At 58.2% G+C, this 17,561-nt stretch carries 14 protein-coding genes; 3 read left to right on the top strand and 11 right to left on the bottom strand.

The window, feature by feature from the left end; all coding sequences use genetic code 11:
* Positions 1–10: 10 nt before the first annotated feature.
* From D1823_RS10320 to D1823_RS10295, 6 genes are read right to left on the bottom strand one after another with little or no spacing between them, the layout of a single operon-like run.
* Positions 11–766 (bottom strand): polysaccharide deacetylase family protein, encoded by a 756-nt coding sequence (locus D1823_RS10320; protein WP_117869829.1) that lies wholly within the window; start codon positions 764–766, stop codon positions 11–13.
* Positions 763–1,905 carry a glycosyltransferase family protein gene (locus D1823_RS10315; protein ID WP_117869828.1) on the bottom strand — a complete coding sequence of 381 codons (1,143 nt, stop codon included), beginning with the start codon at positions 1,903–1,905 and terminating at the stop codon, positions 763–765. The genes D1823_RS10320 and D1823_RS10315 overlap by 4 nt, the downstream gene beginning before the upstream one ends.
* A complete protein-coding gene (locus tag D1823_RS10310; protein ID WP_117869827.1) occupies positions 1,902–2,486 on the bottom strand; it encodes a histidine phosphatase family protein in 585 nt (194 codons plus the stop codon). Before D1823_RS10310 ends, D1823_RS10315 begins: the two co-directional genes overlap by 4 nt.
* Entirely contained in the window at positions 2,483–3,559 is a 1,077-nt protein-coding gene (locus tag D1823_RS10305; protein WP_117869826.1) for a glycosyltransferase family 4 protein, read from the bottom strand. The genes D1823_RS10310 and D1823_RS10305 overlap by 4 nt, the downstream gene beginning before the upstream one ends.
* Positions 3,559–4,806, bottom strand: coding sequence for a glycosyltransferase family 4 protein (locus D1823_RS10300; protein ID WP_117869825.1), 1,248 nt, complete (start codon positions 4,804–4,806; stop codon positions 3,559–3,561). Before D1823_RS10300 ends, D1823_RS10305 begins: the two co-directional genes overlap by 1 nt.
* Positions 4,803–6,017, bottom strand: a complete 1,215-nt coding sequence (locus tag D1823_RS10295) for a glycosyltransferase family protein (protein ID WP_205511816.1) — start codon at positions 6,015–6,017, stop codon at positions 4,803–4,805. Before D1823_RS10295 ends, D1823_RS10300 begins: the two co-directional genes overlap by 4 nt.
* 390 nt (positions 6,018–6,407) lie before the next feature.
* On the opposite strand from D1823_RS10295, the gene D1823_RS10290 reads away from it, so the two are divergent.
* Positions 6,408–8,789 (top strand): mechanosensitive ion channel family protein, encoded by a 2,382-nt coding sequence (locus D1823_RS10290; RefSeq protein ID WP_117872838.1) that lies wholly within the window; start codon positions 6,408–6,410, stop codon positions 8,787–8,789.
* Between the two features lie 86 nt (positions 8,790–8,875).
* Here the strand turns inward: D1823_RS10290 and D1823_RS10285 are convergent, their stop codons facing one another.
* From D1823_RS10285 to D1823_RS10265, 5 genes are read right to left on the bottom strand one after another with little or no spacing between them, the layout of a single operon-like run.
* A complete protein-coding gene (locus D1823_RS10285) occupies positions 8,876–10,231 on the bottom strand; it encodes a CoA transferase (RefSeq protein WP_117869824.1) in 1,356 nt (451 codons plus the stop codon).
* Entirely contained in the window at positions 10,228–11,382 is a 1,155-nt protein-coding gene (locus D1823_RS10280) for an ABC transporter permease (RefSeq protein WP_117869823.1), read from the bottom strand. Before D1823_RS10280 ends, D1823_RS10285 begins: the two co-directional genes overlap by 4 nt.
* Positions 11,379–12,407 carry an ABC transporter permease gene (locus D1823_RS10275; protein WP_117869822.1) on the bottom strand — a complete coding sequence of 343 codons (1,029 nt, stop codon included), beginning with the start codon at positions 12,405–12,407 and terminating at the stop codon, positions 11,379–11,381. Before D1823_RS10275 ends, D1823_RS10280 begins: the two co-directional genes overlap by 4 nt.
* 14 nt (positions 12,408–12,421) lie before the next feature.
* Positions 12,422–14,335, bottom strand: coding sequence for an ABC transporter substrate-binding protein (locus D1823_RS10270; RefSeq protein WP_117869821.1), 1,914 nt, complete (start codon positions 14,333–14,335; stop codon positions 12,422–12,424).
* Entirely contained in the window at positions 14,328–16,100 is a 1,773-nt protein-coding gene (locus tag D1823_RS10265; RefSeq protein ID WP_117869820.1) for an ABC transporter ATP-binding protein, read from the bottom strand. Before D1823_RS10265 ends, D1823_RS10270 begins: the two co-directional genes overlap by 8 nt.
* A gap of 233 nt (positions 16,101–16,333) precedes the next feature.
* Between D1823_RS10265 and D1823_RS10260 the strand changes: the two genes are divergently transcribed.
* Positions 16,334–16,831, top strand: coding sequence for a class I SAM-dependent methyltransferase (locus tag D1823_RS10260; RefSeq protein ID WP_256369644.1), 498 nt, complete (start codon positions 16,334–16,336; stop codon positions 16,829–16,831).
* 18 nt (positions 16,832–16,849) lie between these two features.
* A complete protein-coding gene (locus D1823_RS10255) occupies positions 16,850–17,479 on the top strand; it encodes a glutathione S-transferase (RefSeq protein WP_117869819.1) in 630 nt (209 codons plus the stop codon).
* Positions 17,480–17,561: the final 82 nt, after the last annotated feature.

Here is a 17,561-nt window from a genome sequence, read left to right as displayed (position 1 = left end):
GGTGATGTCCTCATTCGTTCTTTGGCGCGACCCAGGCTGTGGCGGGCCCGCTCAGCAATTTGCTCAGCAGGGCCTCGGTAAAGGCCCAGATGCCCTGATCATGAACCAGATGATGGGTCAAAATACCAAAGGGCTCGGTGTTGTCTGAATGGCCTTCGCGCCGGTCTCGCAGAAATCCAACAATCTGTGCGATCATGGCGTCGGGTGAGATCAAGCCACGCGACCCGCGCCAGTCGATCGGATCAAGATGGGTGTTGATCTGTTCAAGCCCCGGTGCGGCCAGACGTGATTTGCGGGGCGTTGCGGTGGACAGGATGCGGTATCCCAGCTTTGGCAACTGTTTGGCCATCTCGGGCGCAATGCGATTCCAGGGGGGCACGAACATCTGTCGCATATTGTCACCAAACAGGGACCGAAGACGCGCCATCCCGGCCTGCGCATCCGTCACCATCACCTCCAGCGGTCGGTCGAGCCGAAACTCGGCCTTCTTCTCACCGCTGGGCGCATGGTTTGTATGTGCCCAACCGTGTACGACCGGAATAAGAGACGCGCGCCCGGCAACATATTCCGCCAGCGCAGGCGTCGCGTCACGTGGGATGACGGCCAGATGCACGGGCAGGCCCAGTTTTTCAGCCAGCTCGGAAAGGCGGTCCAATTGCGATGTTGGCGCAATGGCATCATCATCGCGCCACCACAGAGGCAAGGGCAAGCTTTCGGCACGCCAATGGTTCAACTCGACATCAAGTGGGCGCCAGTCGGGGTTCATGTACGCTGCTCCAGCAGGCGCTTGGCGATGTGAACGGATTGGATGGCTCCGTCAAAACCGAAATCCTGTTGTACACGGGGGCCGTCGGCCACGACACGCTCCACCGCCTGAGCCAATGTCGCCCCGCTCAACGTTCTGCTTTCCAGAACTTCGATTGCAGGAAGATCGGACAGGCTCTGCCCGCGCAGCCCTTGTTCTACCTCTTTGCCGTCGTCGAAAGGTACAAACACGGCGGCGGTACCACTTTGAAGGATATCCATGGCAGTGTTGTAGCCGCACATGCTGACCGACGCCGCTGCAAGGGGCAGCATCTGGCGAAAATCCGGCCGCACAGGTTCCAGAACAACCGAAGCACCTGCAGCCGGCCGGGACAATTCAGCGATCCGCGCCCGTGCATCCGTTCCACCGACCAGCAGGCGCCAGCGCCTGTCGGGCATCTTTCGGGCGGCCTCGATGGCCGCGCGAAAGATCGGTTGCCCAACAGATCCGCCGCCAGTGCTGACCAGGATTTCATTCTGACCCGCCGCGTCGGGGTGAGGTTGGGGCAATGCGGGCGCCACAAAGCCAGTGTAGTGAAGTCGCTTGGCCAGTCGGTCCGACACCGGCCAACTGACCGACAGGGGCGTAACGCTTTCGGTCGAATGAACCAGAATGCCGTCATAATACCGAGACACGATTTCATCCGCGCGCTCCGCCTTGGCGGGTTTGGAGGGCGGAGCCAGAATGTCTCGGATCGACGCGAGAATGACGGGACGCTCAGGCAAGGCGCTCGCCGCATTCAGGGCCGCATCGAACTCGGCCGAGAGTGATCGGCGGCCAAAGGGGTAAAGCTCGGTGATCAGGATATGCGGCTGGAAGCTTTTGACCGCCTGCACCAAGGTTGCCTCACGCGCGGCGTAATAGGCCGCGTCAGCCTCTTCACCGCTTTCGGTCAGCAAACGGGTGAAGTTGGTTCCTTCTGACCTGAGAGGCGGCAAGCCGAACAGGGTCATGCCGGTGCTATCCAATTGCGGCGCGGGCATGCCACCCGTCACGACCATGACGTCTTGGCCATCATCCCGAAATGCCCGCCCCAATGTCAGCGCCCGGCTGAGATGCCCGGTGCCCAACAGGTGCGTGACGATGATCATCACCTTCATTGCGGGGCCTCGCGTTTGATCAGGCGAACGGGGTCGGCGTCGGCGGTCATGGTATTCATGTCGACGATATACAGCCGATTGCGTTTGATCTTAAAGGGGGCAGGGCCTTCAAAATTCCACCCCCAAGCCTGGGCCAGAATGACCCGCATGATTCCGATATGGCAGACCGCGACGGTATCCCGCTGCAACTCGGACAGCCACGGGTGAAGCCTGTCGCGAACCTCGGCCGGGCTTTCCCCGTTTGGTGGGCGGAAATCCCAGCTCCAACTCTCGATATGACGATACCCGCTGGATGTGTCCGCGATCAGGTCAACTCCGCGCAGACCTTCCCAATCGCCCCAGTTCATCTCCGTCAACGCGTCCGAGGTGTTCGGGTCGCGACCAGTCACGATTTGCGCCGTCTCACTGGCGCGGTGCAGGGGGCTGGACCAGATGTCAGCTTTGGCCCAGTCCTGCGGCAATCCATAGCCTGCCAGTTCGGCTCGGGCGTCATCGTCCAGCGGTATGTCGCTGCGCCCCTGGATCCGTCCCGCGCGGTTCCAATGGGTGTGCCCATGGCGGAGCAATGCAAGCCGGGTCATGATACGTCCTTCAGCAGAGGTCGGAGGGTTGCCCACAAACGCTCGGTCGCCTGTGGCATCAGGTGGCGCTCTGCCACGTAGTCGCGTGCTGCAGCGGCGAGAGAGTGGCGCAGCATGGAATCCGAAAGAAGAGCTTGCATGCCATCCGCAAATCCCTTGGCACCGCTTGCGACAGACGGATAGGCCGCGGGGGACAGAACATCGCGTACGCCGGGCCGATCCTGAGCGACGACAGGCAATCCCGCGGCCTGCGCCTCAAGGTAAATCATCCCGTAAGCCTCATTTACTCCGGGCCAGGCAAGCAGAGACGACTGTTGATAGACGCGTTGCAATTCTTCCCGGTCAAGCTGACCCAGAAAACTCACCCGATGTCCGAATGGTGCCATCAGGGTCTCAACCTGCCTGCGCGCCGGGCCGTCTCCCGCGATATTGAGGTGCCAGTCTCCTGTCAAATGCGCCAGGGCCTCGGACAATATCTGATAGGACGCCAGCTTGTCCCCGTACCGCATCATGCCGACGGTCAGCATGGGTTCACCGCCGATGGCGGCGGGGGGCAATTCGGCCATTGGCAGGAACGGAGGCAATTCGACCAAAGCCTGATCGCCAAAACGATCCCGCTCCAAAGTGATCAGGTCGTTGGCCGTGTGATAAAAGATCACATCTGCTGCATCGCAGGCCTGATGCGCCGCCTTGGCAAATTCAGCCCACGGCCCGCTTAACCGGCTGGATGCGCGGGTGCTTTCCAGTTGCACATAGGGAATGCCGTGCGCCTTGCAAACCCGAGGGCCCAGCAGGTCAGGTGCCTTGTAATAATTGTGGTAGGTCACCCAAAGACTAGTATCTGAAGGCATGTCAGAGATAAGTCGTTTCGCTTCATCCTCTGCCGCGCGTCTCAGGGCATGTTGCAAGTCTTCGTCGCCGCTTTTGTCATAAATGCGCAAGTCGGTCGCCAGATCGACCGTATCACCCTCTGCGGTCAGCGCCTGCATCAGGTTCCTGGCCATTTCACGGTCGCCCGAAGGTTTCGGGCTGTCAGGAGATTTCATCGGGGCATAAAACGCGACCCGCGCCATTACGCGTTTTCCATGCACATGGAATTGAGGCGTTCAGACAGCCGTGCGATGCCGGGGGCCATCCGAAACTCGGCTTGCAGGCGATCATAGGCTGCACGTGCCATTCTTGCGGCCTGCTGCGGATCGGTTGCCAAACCTTCAATGGCTTCTGCCAGCGCCGATGGGTCGTCATCGGACAAAACCCCATGCGTTCCGGTTTCAATAAACTCGGGGATCGCCGAGATCGGAGTCGACAGGATTGGCAACAGCTGAGACGCGGCCTCCATCAACACATTCGGCAACCCGTCGCGGTCTCCGTCCTTCGCGATGCGGCTGGGCAGAACGAACAGGTCGGCATCACGCATCGCTTCGATGACCTCCGGCTGGTCGCAGGCCCCTTTCCAGGTGATCCGGTTCGCGATGCCGGCTGTGTTCGCCATCGCCCGCAAAGCATCACCCAATGCGCCACCACCGATATGGGTCCAGTGCCAATCCAGGTCATCGGGCAGCAATGCAAAAGCCGCGACCAGACGATCGAAGCCTTTTTTCTCGACAAGACGCCCGACGGAAATCATGTGAAAAGGACCGCCCGCAGCACGCAGCCTTTGCGTTGGCGGTTCAGGAAAGCGAGACAGGTCCAACCCGTGATAGATCAAATCCACGCGCTTGGGGTCATCGGCCAGGCTGCGCAGATGATCCGCTCCGATGGCTGTACAGGTGGCGCCAAACGTGGCCCCGTAGGATGCGGCTTTCAGCTTTTCACGTTTTTCCCAATCCGGCGACGTCCAGATATCCTTGGCATGAGCCGAAAAACTCCACGGCAATTCGCGCATGATGGCGGCGTAACGGGTAACGGACGACGGCGTGTGCATGAAATGAGCGTACAACCCTTGCGTCTGGGCAGGCAATTCAGCGGCCAGAACACAGGCTTGCCCAAACCGGCGGATGCGATTGGGTGTCGGGTCGCGCTTCAAGTCCTGACGCCAGATCCGATAGGCCCTGTCGTAACCGGGAAGCGTTTGGGCCAGGGTCCGTGCCGCCCAGACCCGTTTGGGTTCGTCATGAAGATACTCGGGCAGGTATCGGACCTGCCCTGTGAAACGGTCATGCAGAGGGTGGCGTTTCGTGTCGGTCGGGTGCCGCAAAGACCAGATGTCAAAATGATGTCCGGCATCCTGCAAGGCGACAAGTTCCTGCGCGATGAACGTTTCAGACAGTCGTGGCCAGCCTTTGACCACAACCGCCAGAGTAGGGGAATCTGAGGTCATCCGGTGGCTCGTTCCTGTTCCCAGGTCAGCATGCTCTCGATGCGGTCCGTGACATAGTTCAGCCCGTCCAGCAATCCGCTCTGGATGGTTTGGGACGGCAGGGATTGATGCGGCAGTTCCCGAATGGCACGGATCATCGAATCCGGTGTCAGGCCATCCCGGTTTTCATCCAGCATCCGCACGAGGCCCAACCCTTCTGCACGCGAAGCCCGAATCCACTGTTCCAGCCGGGGCGTGGTGCGCGGGACGATGACCGCGCGTTTGTCGAAGGACAGAACCTCGCAGAACGTGTTGTAGCCACCCATGCAGACGACGCCTTTGGCGCCTGCAAAAAGTGTTTCGATTTGGGATTCGAAGCCAACAGCAGTGACACGACCGTTCAGAGCCGCGACGCGCGTTTCGAAATCCTCTCGCAACTCGCCAGACAGGAAGGGACCGTAGACCAGAACCGCGCGCGGTGACAGATCCGGATCTTTTTCGTATGCAGACAGAACGAGGTTGACCATCGCCTTGCCATCGCCGCCACCGCCGGGCGTGATCAGGATATAGGGTTGTTCCGGTGGTCCGCCGACTGGGCCTAGATCACGGCGCAGATACCCCGTCCAGTGAATGCGGGACTGCGCCGCCGGGCTCAGGGGCAGCCCCTGTGTCGGGTCATAAATCGACTGCAAGCCGTAAACCCAGATTTCGTGATAAAACCGCTCGGTCGCATCAATGGCTTCCTTGCGCGCCCATTCAGCGGCCAACACTTCGGGTTCATCCAGAACATCGCGCAACCCAAGCACCAGTTTCGTTCCGCAGTTGTGTTGCAGGTATTTCAGGGTCGGAAGCAATTCCCCCCGAAACCCTGTCGGTTCCTTGTCGACGATCAGAATATCGGGGTCGAATTGCTGAACTGCTGTTTGAATCAGACCCGACCGCAATTCGGTCACTTCTTCGATGCCCATCCCGATTGTGCGCGCAGCATAGGATCCGTCAGCACGTTTGGTCACACCGGGCAGGCGCACGTGATCGACGCGGCGGGGAAACGTAAACCGACCGGCCACAGGCGAGCCGGTCAGGATCAGTGCCGACGCGCTTTGATCCGCCTGCGTGATCGCAGCCGCCAAAGCCCGCGACCGGCGAAGATGGCCCAGCCCGAACGTGTCGTGGCTGTAAAACAGGATACGCGGCGCGCGGTCCGGTTTGGATTTGGTTTTGCTAAGGCTCATAGTGTTGCCCGTCTTCTTGATCCCGGTTCGAAATCCGCGCGTTTGCAAGCGTTACTGTATATTTCCCAGCCACGCTTGCCAAAGGAGGAAATGCTCTTCCGCAAATGTTCCAAACATTGCGATTTGGCAACAGCATATCGGCGATTTCGCGACATATCGCACCAAGGCTTGAGAGGGATCACAAAAGAGCAGGTGAACTGGCAAAGGGGCAGGGCCTTAAACTTCTGTTCGTTCATATTCAATTTTCACCAGATTGAAAACATCCGTGATCAAACAGTGCGTCAAGAACACGCCGGATCACGATGTTGAGCAGGTCACACCCGAGTGTTTGAACTGCCTGAAACCCTTCTGTAGTCTGGCCGCTATCGGAAAAGCTGGATGCAAAACCCTATGAAACACACCTTTCTGGCCGCAATAACTCTGGCTTTGTGGGCTTTTGTTCTAGCACTTCCGGTCAGCGTCTCAGCGCAGTCGTCGTTGATTCCGGGGTATAGCTCGGGCAGTTCGTCTGAAACCACGCAAGAAAGTGATTTGGCGGAGGCAATTCGCGCGGCCAGTGAAGCCGGGGCAAGTGTGATCGTCATCGACAGCGCTGGGCAGGTTGTGACAACAGCCGGCAGCGCGGATGCGGGCCCGGATGATGCGGCCAGCGATTCGAACAATCCCATGGGTGGCGGATCGCAGCTGATGAAGGCGCAGGAGCGGTTCTCGAAATTCCGTGAGTCGATGCAGTCACGGCTTGAGGCGCTGCCGTATTCGGTGTTCGAAGTGAAGTATGTCCTGCGTCAGACCAGCCCGGACGGTCGTATTCAGACCTATGTCGAAGTTCTGGGCTGGAACATCCTGTTCCTGTTGTTGGGGCGCTGGCTGTCTATCGAGATATACGGAAAACGCATCGCGCGCCGCTGGGTTGTTGCGCGGATCAAGGATGAACCGCAAGGCTACCGCGAAAAGATGCCCTTCCTGCTGTTCCGGTTCCTGATGGGGATCGGAGCGACGATTTTTGCGATGCTTATGGCGCTGATCGTCGGGTATCTGTTTTTTGGCGAAGCAGACGATATCTCGATCCAATTCACGGTCACGGCGATCTTCACGGCGTTCTTCCTGTCGCGCACGGTGTCCGATCTGTGGCGGATGGTTTTGTCACCCTACCTGAGCCAATATCGACTGCCACCGTTCTCGGACCGGGATGCCAAGCGGCTGTATCTCTGGGCTTCTGCACTCGCGACCTATGACATCACGGTTGTTCTGTTTTCGACCTGGGTTGCGGATTTCGGGCTGAATTATAACGTCTACGCCATGGTCTATGGCTGCCTGACAATGTTGGGTGCTTTGGGCAATATTCTGATGATCCTTTTCAATGCCCGGGCCATTTCAAATGCAATCCGTGGCGGACGAGCGCCGGATCAGGTGTCCTGGTTGTTACGGTTCGTATCCTTCGGCTGGGCGCCGGCACTGATCGTCTATGTCGTGTTCAGCTGGTTCCGTTTGGCTGTTGATCTTGCACTGGAGAACCCAACGCCGCTGCCGCTGATCGCAAGCAGCTATATGATCTTCATGTCCGTTGTTATCGCCTATGGTGCGATGAACTACGTGCTGGAGCGGTATTTTGACCGTTCACGCAAGGTCAACGAGATAAACGAAGAAACCGTCACCGCCGCCGCTAATGCGGATTTCGAGACCGTGGAAACGCCCGAGGCAGAACAGCGCAGACAGTATCTTCTGACCTATGAAGATCTGGCGCGTCGGGTGGCTGGAATTCTGGCATTTGTGATCGGTGCCTATGCGCTTGTGGTGATTTGGTATCCCGAGGCGGACTGGAGCCAGGACCTGCCGGTTGCACGCGTGCTGGATGTGATGGTCATCATCTTCATCGGCTACGTTCTGTTTCATTTCTTTCGCATCTGGATCGACAGCAAGATAGCGGAGGAAGTCGATGATGGCACCGAGGCCGAATTGGGCGATGAGGGCGGAGAAGGCGGCCAAAGCCGGCTGGCGACACTGCTGCCATTGTTCCGCGGCGCTATTCTGGCCGTTGTCGTCGTGACGATCATGCTGATCGTTCTCATGGAACTTGGTATCAATGTCAGCCCGTTGTTTGCAGGTGCTGGTGTGGTTGGTCTGGCCGTTGGCTTCGGGTCTCAAACACTGGTGCGAGATATTTTTTCAGGGGCGTTTTTCCTGATGGATGATGCCTTTCGGAAGGGTGAGTACATCGATATCGGAGACGTCAAGGGAACGGTCGAGAAAATCTCGGTCCGGTCCTTCCAGCTGCGTCACCATCTTGGCGCGCTGAACACGATTCCTTTTGGTGAAATCAAAGTTCTGACCAACTATTCCCGTGACTGGGTGATCATGAAACTGCCGCTGCGCGTGACGTATGACACTGACGTGGAAAAGGTTCGCAAGCTGATCAAGAAGCTGGGCCAGGAGTTGCTGAGCGATCCTGTGATCGGAGAAAATTTCATACAGCCGCTGAAGTCCCAGGGTGTGATCGAAATGCAGGATTCAGCGATGATCATCCGGGTCAAGTTTATGACCAAACCGGGCGATCAATGGCTGATACGCAAGAGGGTCTATCAGGAAATTCGCGAGCTGTTCGCGCGGGAAGGCATCAAATTTGCGCATCGCGAAGTCACCGTGAGGTTGGCGGATGGCAAAGAGGCCGAAGAGCTGACACCTAATCAACGTGAGGCCGTGACAGGTGCGGCGCAGGCGGCGATTGATGAGGATTATCTGGACGATATCGGGCCAGGCGGCGATGATCGTTAGGGGCGCTCCCGTCGCTTTGGACTGCGTCTCTGACGAGACGCCACCCGAAGCGTTGCGCCCGGCCGCGCGTCCCGCGCGGCGGACGGTCAGTTGGCGGTGAAGGGCCAGACAGGTTTTGAATTGCCCAGTTTCGACGCAGGCAAATCCCAACGCATCGTCGCTTCGCCGACCCTCAGCGCAGGTTTGAGGCGATGGCCGGGACCCCAGCCGGAAGTCTCTGTTGCCGTGCTGTAATCTGTTGTTGCCGGGCTGATGGGCGCGGATTCTGCTTCGTCTTTTCCGAGCACGGCCAGAAGTTCGGCGGTACGCGCCAGAGAGAGATGCGCGTGCATGATGGAATTGCCCGATGCGGCCTCGGCCAGTGCGGACAGTACTGCAGCAGCCATCAGGTAGCCCGTTGCGTGGTCCAGAGCCTGAACCGGCAACGGGGTCGGTTTGTCCGCGTCAGCCCAACCCATCCCGGCATGAGCAATACCCGCGCTCATCTGGACAAGGCTGTCAAACCCGCGTCGGGTCGACCATGGACCTTGCCAACCATAGGCATCCAGCGTGACTTCGATCCGGTTCGGAGCCAGGTCGTCACGTTTGGCCCGCGTCAATCCCAGAGCATCCAGCGCGCCGGGGCGATACCCGTGTACGAAGACATCGGCCTGAGACAACAGCCCGTGCAGACGTTCGAGACCAGCTTCCGATTTCAGGTCAAGATAGGCGCAGTGTTTCCCCAGCGAGATGTCCGGGATCACCCCCGGTTCATCCCAGTCAGGTGGGTCGATGCGCAAAACCTCGGCCCCGAAACCGGCCAGTGTTCGCGTTGAAACCGGACCGGCCAGAACACGAGTCAGATCAAGCACCCGCAACCCTGCCAGAGGCCGATCAGCGGTGGCCTGAGGTCTGTCGCGCAGCTTGACATAACGTGGCCCTTGCCAGCCAATCAAGGGGTCACGCGACACGGCGCGGCCCTGCGGGTGGTCAAGCCACTCGGTCCGGCTGCGCATGGCTGCCGCCACGCCACCTTCGGCGACAACTGCTGTTTCCAGTTCCGAAATTGCCCAGGACCTGACAGCTTTTGCTACCGCTTCGCGCTCGGGCTGGGTGCCCAGGACCCTCAAAGCAGCAGAGCGATGACGGGGCAGGTTTGTGTGCAACCGGATCCAGCCATCCGCGGCTTTGTAATCGCCCGCGACCGCGTCCCACAAACTGGGCACGTCCCAACCGTCTGGTTTGAAGGAATAGCCGAACCACATAGATGCCAGCCGGTGATCAATTGTGACCTCAGGTGTCTTCGGAGATAGGTTGAGAGCCTGGATCAACCGGGCCATTTCCCGTCCCACAGCTGCAAAGCCGGCGGTGGCCAGTTCGGAAACGGCGAAGACGCTTAGCAAAGCGCCTCCTCCAAGCCTGTGATAGCTGTCAACAGCGGGAAGAGTGGCCAGAAGGCTCATTGCTGATAGGGGTCGAGACTGTCGCGCAGCCCGTCGCCGAGGAAGTTGAACGCCAGCACAATGACGATGATCGGCAACATCGGGATAGCCGTCCACGGGTAGATCTCGATCGAAGCGAGGTTCTGCGCGTCATTCAGCATCACTCCCCAACTGACGGCAGGTGCACGCAGGCCGAGGCCCAGAAAACTGAGCGCGGTTTCACCCAGGATCATAGCCGGGATCGACAATGTGGCCGATGCGATCAGATGCGACATGAAGTTTGGCAGCAGGTGTTTGCGGATCACCCGGCCAGAGCTTGCCCCCATCATTTCAGCCGCACGCACATACTCTTCCTCGCGCAACGACAGGAATTTCGCGCGGACCGAGCGCGCCAGACCTGGCCAGTCGAGGATGCCAAGGATGATCGAAATGATAAAGAACACTGCGACCGGGCTCCAGTTCGAGGGCACGGCGGCTGAGAGGGCCAGCCACAAGGGCAGTTCCGGCAGTGAACGCAGGATTTCAATAACCCGGTTGATGGTCCAGTCGATACGCCCGCCGAAATAACCGGCCATCGAACCGAAAAGGATGCCAAGAAAGAACGACACCGAGATACCAATCAGACCTACCGTGAGAGACAGCTGCGCGCCGTAAAGAATACGGCTGAAGATATCTCGGCCCAACCGGTCGGATCCCCACAGGAACAGCGTAGCCCCCTGTGGGGCACAGAACAGGTGTGTGTCTGACGGGATCAATCCGGCCAGCTTGTACTCCGAGCTTTCGCAGAAGAACCTGATCGGGCGCGGGTCTTCTGTGTCGGGGACAAACTTCCATTGGAAGGTCTCAAGGTCCGCTTCGGCTACGATCGGGTAAACGTGGGGGCCGATGAATTCGCCCTCATGGAACCAGTTTACCGATTGTGGCGGCGCGTACAGGTGCTCTCCGTTGCGGTCGTTCGGGCCATAGGGCGCGATGAAACCCGCAAAGGGCAGCATAAGGTAGCATAGCAGCAGGAAGATACCCGAGATCAGGCCCAGCTTATGCGTTCTGAACTTGCGCCAGACCAGCACCCAGTTGGGGGCATCCAGATCGGCGCGTTCCAGTTGCTGAACCGAGGCCTGCGGATCAAACGGCGCGTCATCGACGTAGCGGTTGTCAGGACGATCAGTCATGCTTCACGCCCCTCGTACCGAATGCGCGGATCCAGCATCACCAGCAGGATATCCGAGATCATCGTGCCGATCAGGGTCAGCAGGGCGACGAACATCAGGATGAATGCTGACAGAAACTGATCCTGCGTCTTCAGGGCTGTCAGCAGGGTCGGGCCAATGGTCTGAAGGCCCAGAACGACCGAGACCAGAACAGAGCCGGAAACCATCGACGGCAGCAGGTTGCCGATATCTGCGACAAAGGGGTTGAAGGCCACTCGCAGCGGATATTTGGTGAGCATCCGAGACGGGGCCATGCCTTTCGCGATGGCGGTTTCCACATAGGGCTTGCCCAATTCGTCCAGCATATTCGCGCGCAGACGCTGCATCATCGCCGATGCGCCTGAAGTGCCGATGACAAAGGTCGGTACGATCAGGTGGATGAGGATGGATTTCAATTTCTCCCAAGTCATCGGCTGGCCTTCGAAACTTGGATCCATCAACCCCCCGATTGGCAGGTTGAAATATTGGTGGCCGTAGTAGAACAGGATCAGCGCCAGCAAAAAGTTCGGCGTTGCCAGGCCCAGATACCCCACGAAGGCCGAGGTGTAATCGATCCATGTTCGGGACCGCGCAGCGGCGATAACGCCCAGTGGTAGTGCCACGGCATAGACAAACAGGATCGCAGCCAGATTGACCACAACCGTCAACCAAAGCGTGTCACCGACGATTTCAGAAACGGGGCGGTCGAATTCAAAAGACCAGCCATAATTGCCCTGGATCAAACCGGAAAACCCGTGCGGTCCGGGCCAGAAACCTATCCAGATCAGGTATTGTTCCCACATGGGGCGATCCAGCGCGTATTCAGCGCGCAGGAACTCTGCCTTTGCGACACCTGCCGACTGGCCCGAGGCCTGAAGTTCCGCGATCTGGTTGCTGAGATAGTCGCCGGGCGGAAGGTTGATGATTACGAAAACCAGAACCGAGACCACCAACAAAGTCAGCAGCATCGTGAAAAAGCGATACACCACGTAGCGCAGCATGATCATTTAGCTGCTCCTGCTCAGTCGGCGAAAAAGAACTCGTCCGGGCGGTGAATGCCGAAATGTGCACCGGGTTCCCAGGCCCACATAGCCTGTTCCGGCACGTTGCGCAGGCGGTTTGACACGACAATAGGCTGAGGGGCTCCGTTCAGAATGCCAATGGCATAGAGTTGACCCGCGTGGATGCTAAGCATCTCGGTCCAGACGGCTTCACGTGCTTCAACGGTTGTGGAAATTTGCCATTCATGTACCAACTCCATCAGGCGTTCGGCCTCTGGCATGTCGGGGGCCTCACCCGCTTCGCCACCGGTCTGATAGTACTGCCCCCATTTTGGCCAGGCCAGGAATACCTGATCTGTCGGGGCCAGATACGCTGGCGATGTATGCGCCTGCGGGATGCCGTCATCCCAGCCGAACCAGACTGACGCCATCGAGTTTCCTGCGAAAACCCGGTTGCGCAGGATGTCCCGGTCCAGCGGGCGCATGACCAGTTTGACCCCAATTTCGCGCCAGGTGTCGGTTACGATCTGAAGGGCGTTTTCAACCTCTTGCCGCTCACCTGCGGTTTCGATCACCAGCTCCATCGGGCGGCCGTCCGGCAACAGGCGGACGCCGTTCTTGTCGCGCTGATCCAGACCGGCCTCATCCAAAAGCGTATTGGCCTGATCGATATCGTATTGCGCCCATGCCGCGGCATTCTCTTCATTGTAAAATGGCGAGGCGGGAAGAACTGACATCGCAGCAGGATGTGCGAGTTTAAAGTAAAGGGCCTGATTGATAGATTGCCGGTCGATGGCCAGCGACAAGGCCCGCCGCACGCGAACGTCCCGCAATACATTGCGCCAGACGTCATCGGCGAAGTTGAGGTTCGGATAGATTGCGATCTGCGAGGCTACGCCAGTTTTCCACAACAGCGTTTTATATCCGCCCTGTGCTTCGCCTTTCTTCAGGATCGACGCGTCTCGGAAGGCAAGACCACGGCCTTGCAGATCGCTTTCACCGGCGTTGGTCTTGGCGGCAACAAGACCGGACGCGACAATTTCCATTTCGACCACGTCAATATAGGGAAGTTGCACCCCTTTGCTATCGATGCGGTGATAATATGGGTTGCGCACGAAGTTGTGGCGGATCTTCTTGCCCGAACTGGCGTTCAACCAAGGTTGCAACGTGGGAAGTTCATGGTTGTCGAACTTGTAAAGGTTATCCAGCTTGTTGTGCAGCGCTGCCCAGCTTTTGACCCGGGCATCTTCAACCTGAAAGGCAAGCTCTTCTGCGTCCGCGTATTTCTCATGATACTGTTTCAGAAAGGCGGACGGTCGATAAATAAAGGGCGGTCGCGCCTGTGCCAAAGACTGCAGGAAGTCCGGATTGGGGTCGTTCCATTCGAAGATCACAGTGGTTTCATCAGGAAACGTGACCGTGGGGGCTTTGCCTTCGACGATCAGAAAATCGGGTGGGCCTGACGGGCTGAGCAACTCGTTATTGGCGACGTCTTCCCACCAATAGCGGAAGTCTTCCGAGGTAAAAGGTGAGCCGTCCGACCACTTGTGCCCTTCGCGGAGTTTCAGGGTGAACTTGCGATTGCCCTCGTTTTCAAACGAGGCCAGCAGGTCGGGTACGATTTCGTAGTCTTGGTTGTACCCGGCCAACCTTGCATACCCATAGACAACCATCTGTCTTATATCTTTGGATCGCGTGACCATGGTACGCAGAGTGCCGCCCGGCGTTCCGAATTCTCTTCCTTTTGCGGTCAGATCCACAATCAAGGGGTCCTTGGGCAAACGTTCCTGCACCGGCGGAAGATTGCCGCTTTCAACCTCGGCGCTCCAGAAGGCGCTTTCCTGAGGTGTCGGGATGGCTTCTGCTGCGGCGGGCAGCGTCCCTGAAAAAGCCAGCATAACAGCCAGCATCAGAGGGCGAGTGGTCTTAAACATGGCAACGTACCTTATGGCCCGGTTCCAATTCCACCAGTGAAGGTATCACGGTGTCCGAGAAACGAAAGGCTTCATCCCAACTGTCCGGCGCGCCGGCGCCCAGAGAGACCAATTGAAGGTCAATCGGGCGATTGATGTCGGGTTCGGGTTGAGCGGCAATCAGCGCCTTGGTGTATGGATGGCGCGGATTGTAGAAAAGAGTTTCAGGCGGTGCCTGTTCGACGATCAGACCCCGCCGCATGACAGCAACTTCGTCAGCGATCCGTGCGACAACGGCCAGATCATGTGAGATGAACAGGTAGGACAGGTTCAGGCTGTCTTGCAGGTTTTCCAGCAAGGTCAGGATTTGTTCCTGAACAGATACATCCAATGCCGAGGTGGGTTCGTCGCACACGATCAATTGTGGGTCCAGCATCATGGCTCGGGCCACGGAAAGGCGCTGTCGCTGCCCGCCGGAAAACGCGTGTGGGTAGCGTTTGAGCATATCACCCGTCAGGCCGACGCGCTGCAACATCTCGGCGGCTTTGTCGCGCTGTTCGGCTGTTGTGCCGATGCGGTGGATTTCCAGCGGTTCGGTCATGGCGTCCTGTATACGCATCCGGGGGCTGAGCGAACTGTAAGGGTCCTGAAATACCATCTGTGCCTTGCGCTGAAACGCTGTGCGCTGGGCTCGGGTCATATTGTGCACCGTGATCGGGTCGGCATCGGGGGCACTACGAAACAGGACTTCACCACCAGGGTCGGGCAATTCAGCCCCCAACGCGATGCGGGCCGCCGTTGTCTTTCCCGATCCGCTTTCACCGACAATTGCCAAAGTCTTGCCGCGCGCCAGATTCAGGTCGACACCGCGGCAGGCATAGATTGCCTTATCGGACTGCCATCCTTTGCTGGACCGCATGGTGTAGGTCTTGGACACATCCTTCATCTGAAGGATCAGATCCGTGTCGGGCATCGGTATACCCACCGCATCCTGATCCGGTATTTCCGGGGCAGCATCAAAAAGCTGCTTTGTATATGGGTGTGCGGGCGCAGTCAGGATCGGTGCGGCGGGGCCAGCCTCCATGACGCGACCTTTGTGCATCACGACGACCTGCTCGGCCATGTTGGCAACTACGCCCAGATCGTGAGTCACCAGAATGAGCGCCATGCCGGTTTCGCGCTGCAATTCCTTGATCAGGCCAAGAACCTGCGCCTGGGTGGTCACGTCCAGAGCAGTGGTTGGCTCATCCGCGATCAGCAATTCCGGTTTGGACACCATGGCCATGGCGATCATGGCACGTTGGCGCATGCCACCTGACAACTCGAAAGGGTACGAGTCATAGGCCCGTTGCGGATTTGGGAAACCGACGCGTTCGAACTGCGTCAGGACCTTCTTGCGTGCCGCGGACTCGGACAGCCCGCGATGCAACCACAAAACCTCGCTGACCTGATTGCCGATCTTGTGTAGCGGGGACAGTGATCGCATGGGCTCTTGAAAGATCATCGAAACCCGATTGCCGCGGATGTTGCGCAACTCACGCTCAGACACTGTCGTGAGTTCGCACATGCCCTTGGAATCGTTCAGTGTAATCGTGCCGTTTCGGATCTGCGCCGTACGGGGCAGAATGCGTAAGACTGCGCGGCACGTGATCGTTTTCCCCGATCCCGATTCACCGACCAAGGCCAGGGTTTGTCCGGCTTCGACATCGAAGTTCACATTCGTGACCACGGAATTGCCCGTCCCAAAGCCGATGCTAAGGTCTCTTACGGACAACAACGCGCTCATGCGGGTTTTCCACCCGTTTGACCGTTCGATGACATCGGTTACTTCAACTCCCCGTGATTTTTCGTTCAGTGTCGCGCGGTTCCGCCCGTCTAGTCAAACCCGTTCTTGGGCCGAAATGTCGCGAAATCGTGAAACTAAGGGCTTCATCGCTACACAAAGTCTTGAGATTTTGTCATCAAGGGCGGTGTTGGGCGCATTTATGCTCTCGAGTTGTATCAAGGAGATATTTTCCGGTGTCCGAGAATCAAAGCCGTCTGGATCTGTTCATCGATCGCATGGTGTCACAGCGTGCTTGTCTGGATCACGCAATCAAACACACTGAAGGCATGACAGGTCCGGTGTTCGAATTGGGTTTGGGCAACGGGCGTACATATCACCATCTTGTGCAGCACATGGATGGCCGCCCGGTCTATGTGTTCGAACGCGCGGTGGCCTCGCACCCCGACTCTACCCCGCCCGAAGATCGTGTGATTCTGGGCGATGTGCGGGACACCCTGCCTGCATCGGTTGAACGGTTCGGCGCTTCAGCCAGCCTAATCCACGCGGATCTTGGCGGGCACAATCGCGAAAAGAACGACAAGTTTGCGCGGTTTGTATCTCCTCTCATCAAGCCTTTGCTTGCTCCGGGCGGGTTGATGGTCTCAAGTGATCGGATGTATTTCGAAGGGCTGACCGAGATGCCATTGCCCGAAGGTGCCGTTGAAGGACGCTGTTTCATCTATCGCCGCTGACCGAAAAGGGGTAATGCCATGATTTTTTACGACTGCTCTACTGCTCCGAGCCCTCGCCGCGCGCGCATGTTCATTGCCGAAAAAGGGTTGGATATCGAAACACGTGATATCTCGATTGCGAATGGCGAACAATTGAGCGCAACTTTTCGCGCTGTGAACCCACGGGCCACGATCCCAGTTCTGGTAACGGATGACGGAACCGCTCTGACAGAAAACCTGGGCATTGCGGCTTTTCTGGAAGCACAGTGTCCCGAACCGCCTTTGATGGGCCGAACCCCCGAGGAAAAAGGTCTGGTCCTGATGTGGAACGCGATTGTCGAACAGCAGGGAGGGGCGCCGATTGCCGAGGCTTTGCGCAACGGTCATCCGGCCTTCAAGGATCGCGCCATTCCGGGCCCCTACAACCATGCGCAGATACCCGAACTTGCGCAGCGCGGGCGCGAGCGTGTGGCATCATTCTTTGAAATGCTGGAGTCGCGTCTGAAGGAAAGCCCGTTTGTGGCCGGTGACGTATTTTCTTTAGCGGATATCTCGGTTTTCGTTTTTGTCGATTTCGCCCGTGTCATCAAGATGCGTATCCCGGAAGACAACGCTGCCACCCTGGCGTGGTTTCAGGCTATCCAATCTCGTCCAAGCGCAAGCCTGTAAACTTGCCAAGCCGTGCCGGGTTTCGCTGTGATCAGCACTGTACAGAAATGTCTAGACAGAGGTGAACAGTGCCACTAGCGTC

The sequence above is a fragment of the Ruegeria sp. AD91A genome (assembly GCF_003443535.1).
Lineage (GTDB): Bacteria > Pseudomonadota > Alphaproteobacteria > Rhodobacterales > Rhodobacteraceae > Ruegeria.
The sequence above is the reverse complement of the archived record's forward strand: the minus strand, read 5'-3'. Positions and strand labels throughout refer to the sequence as shown.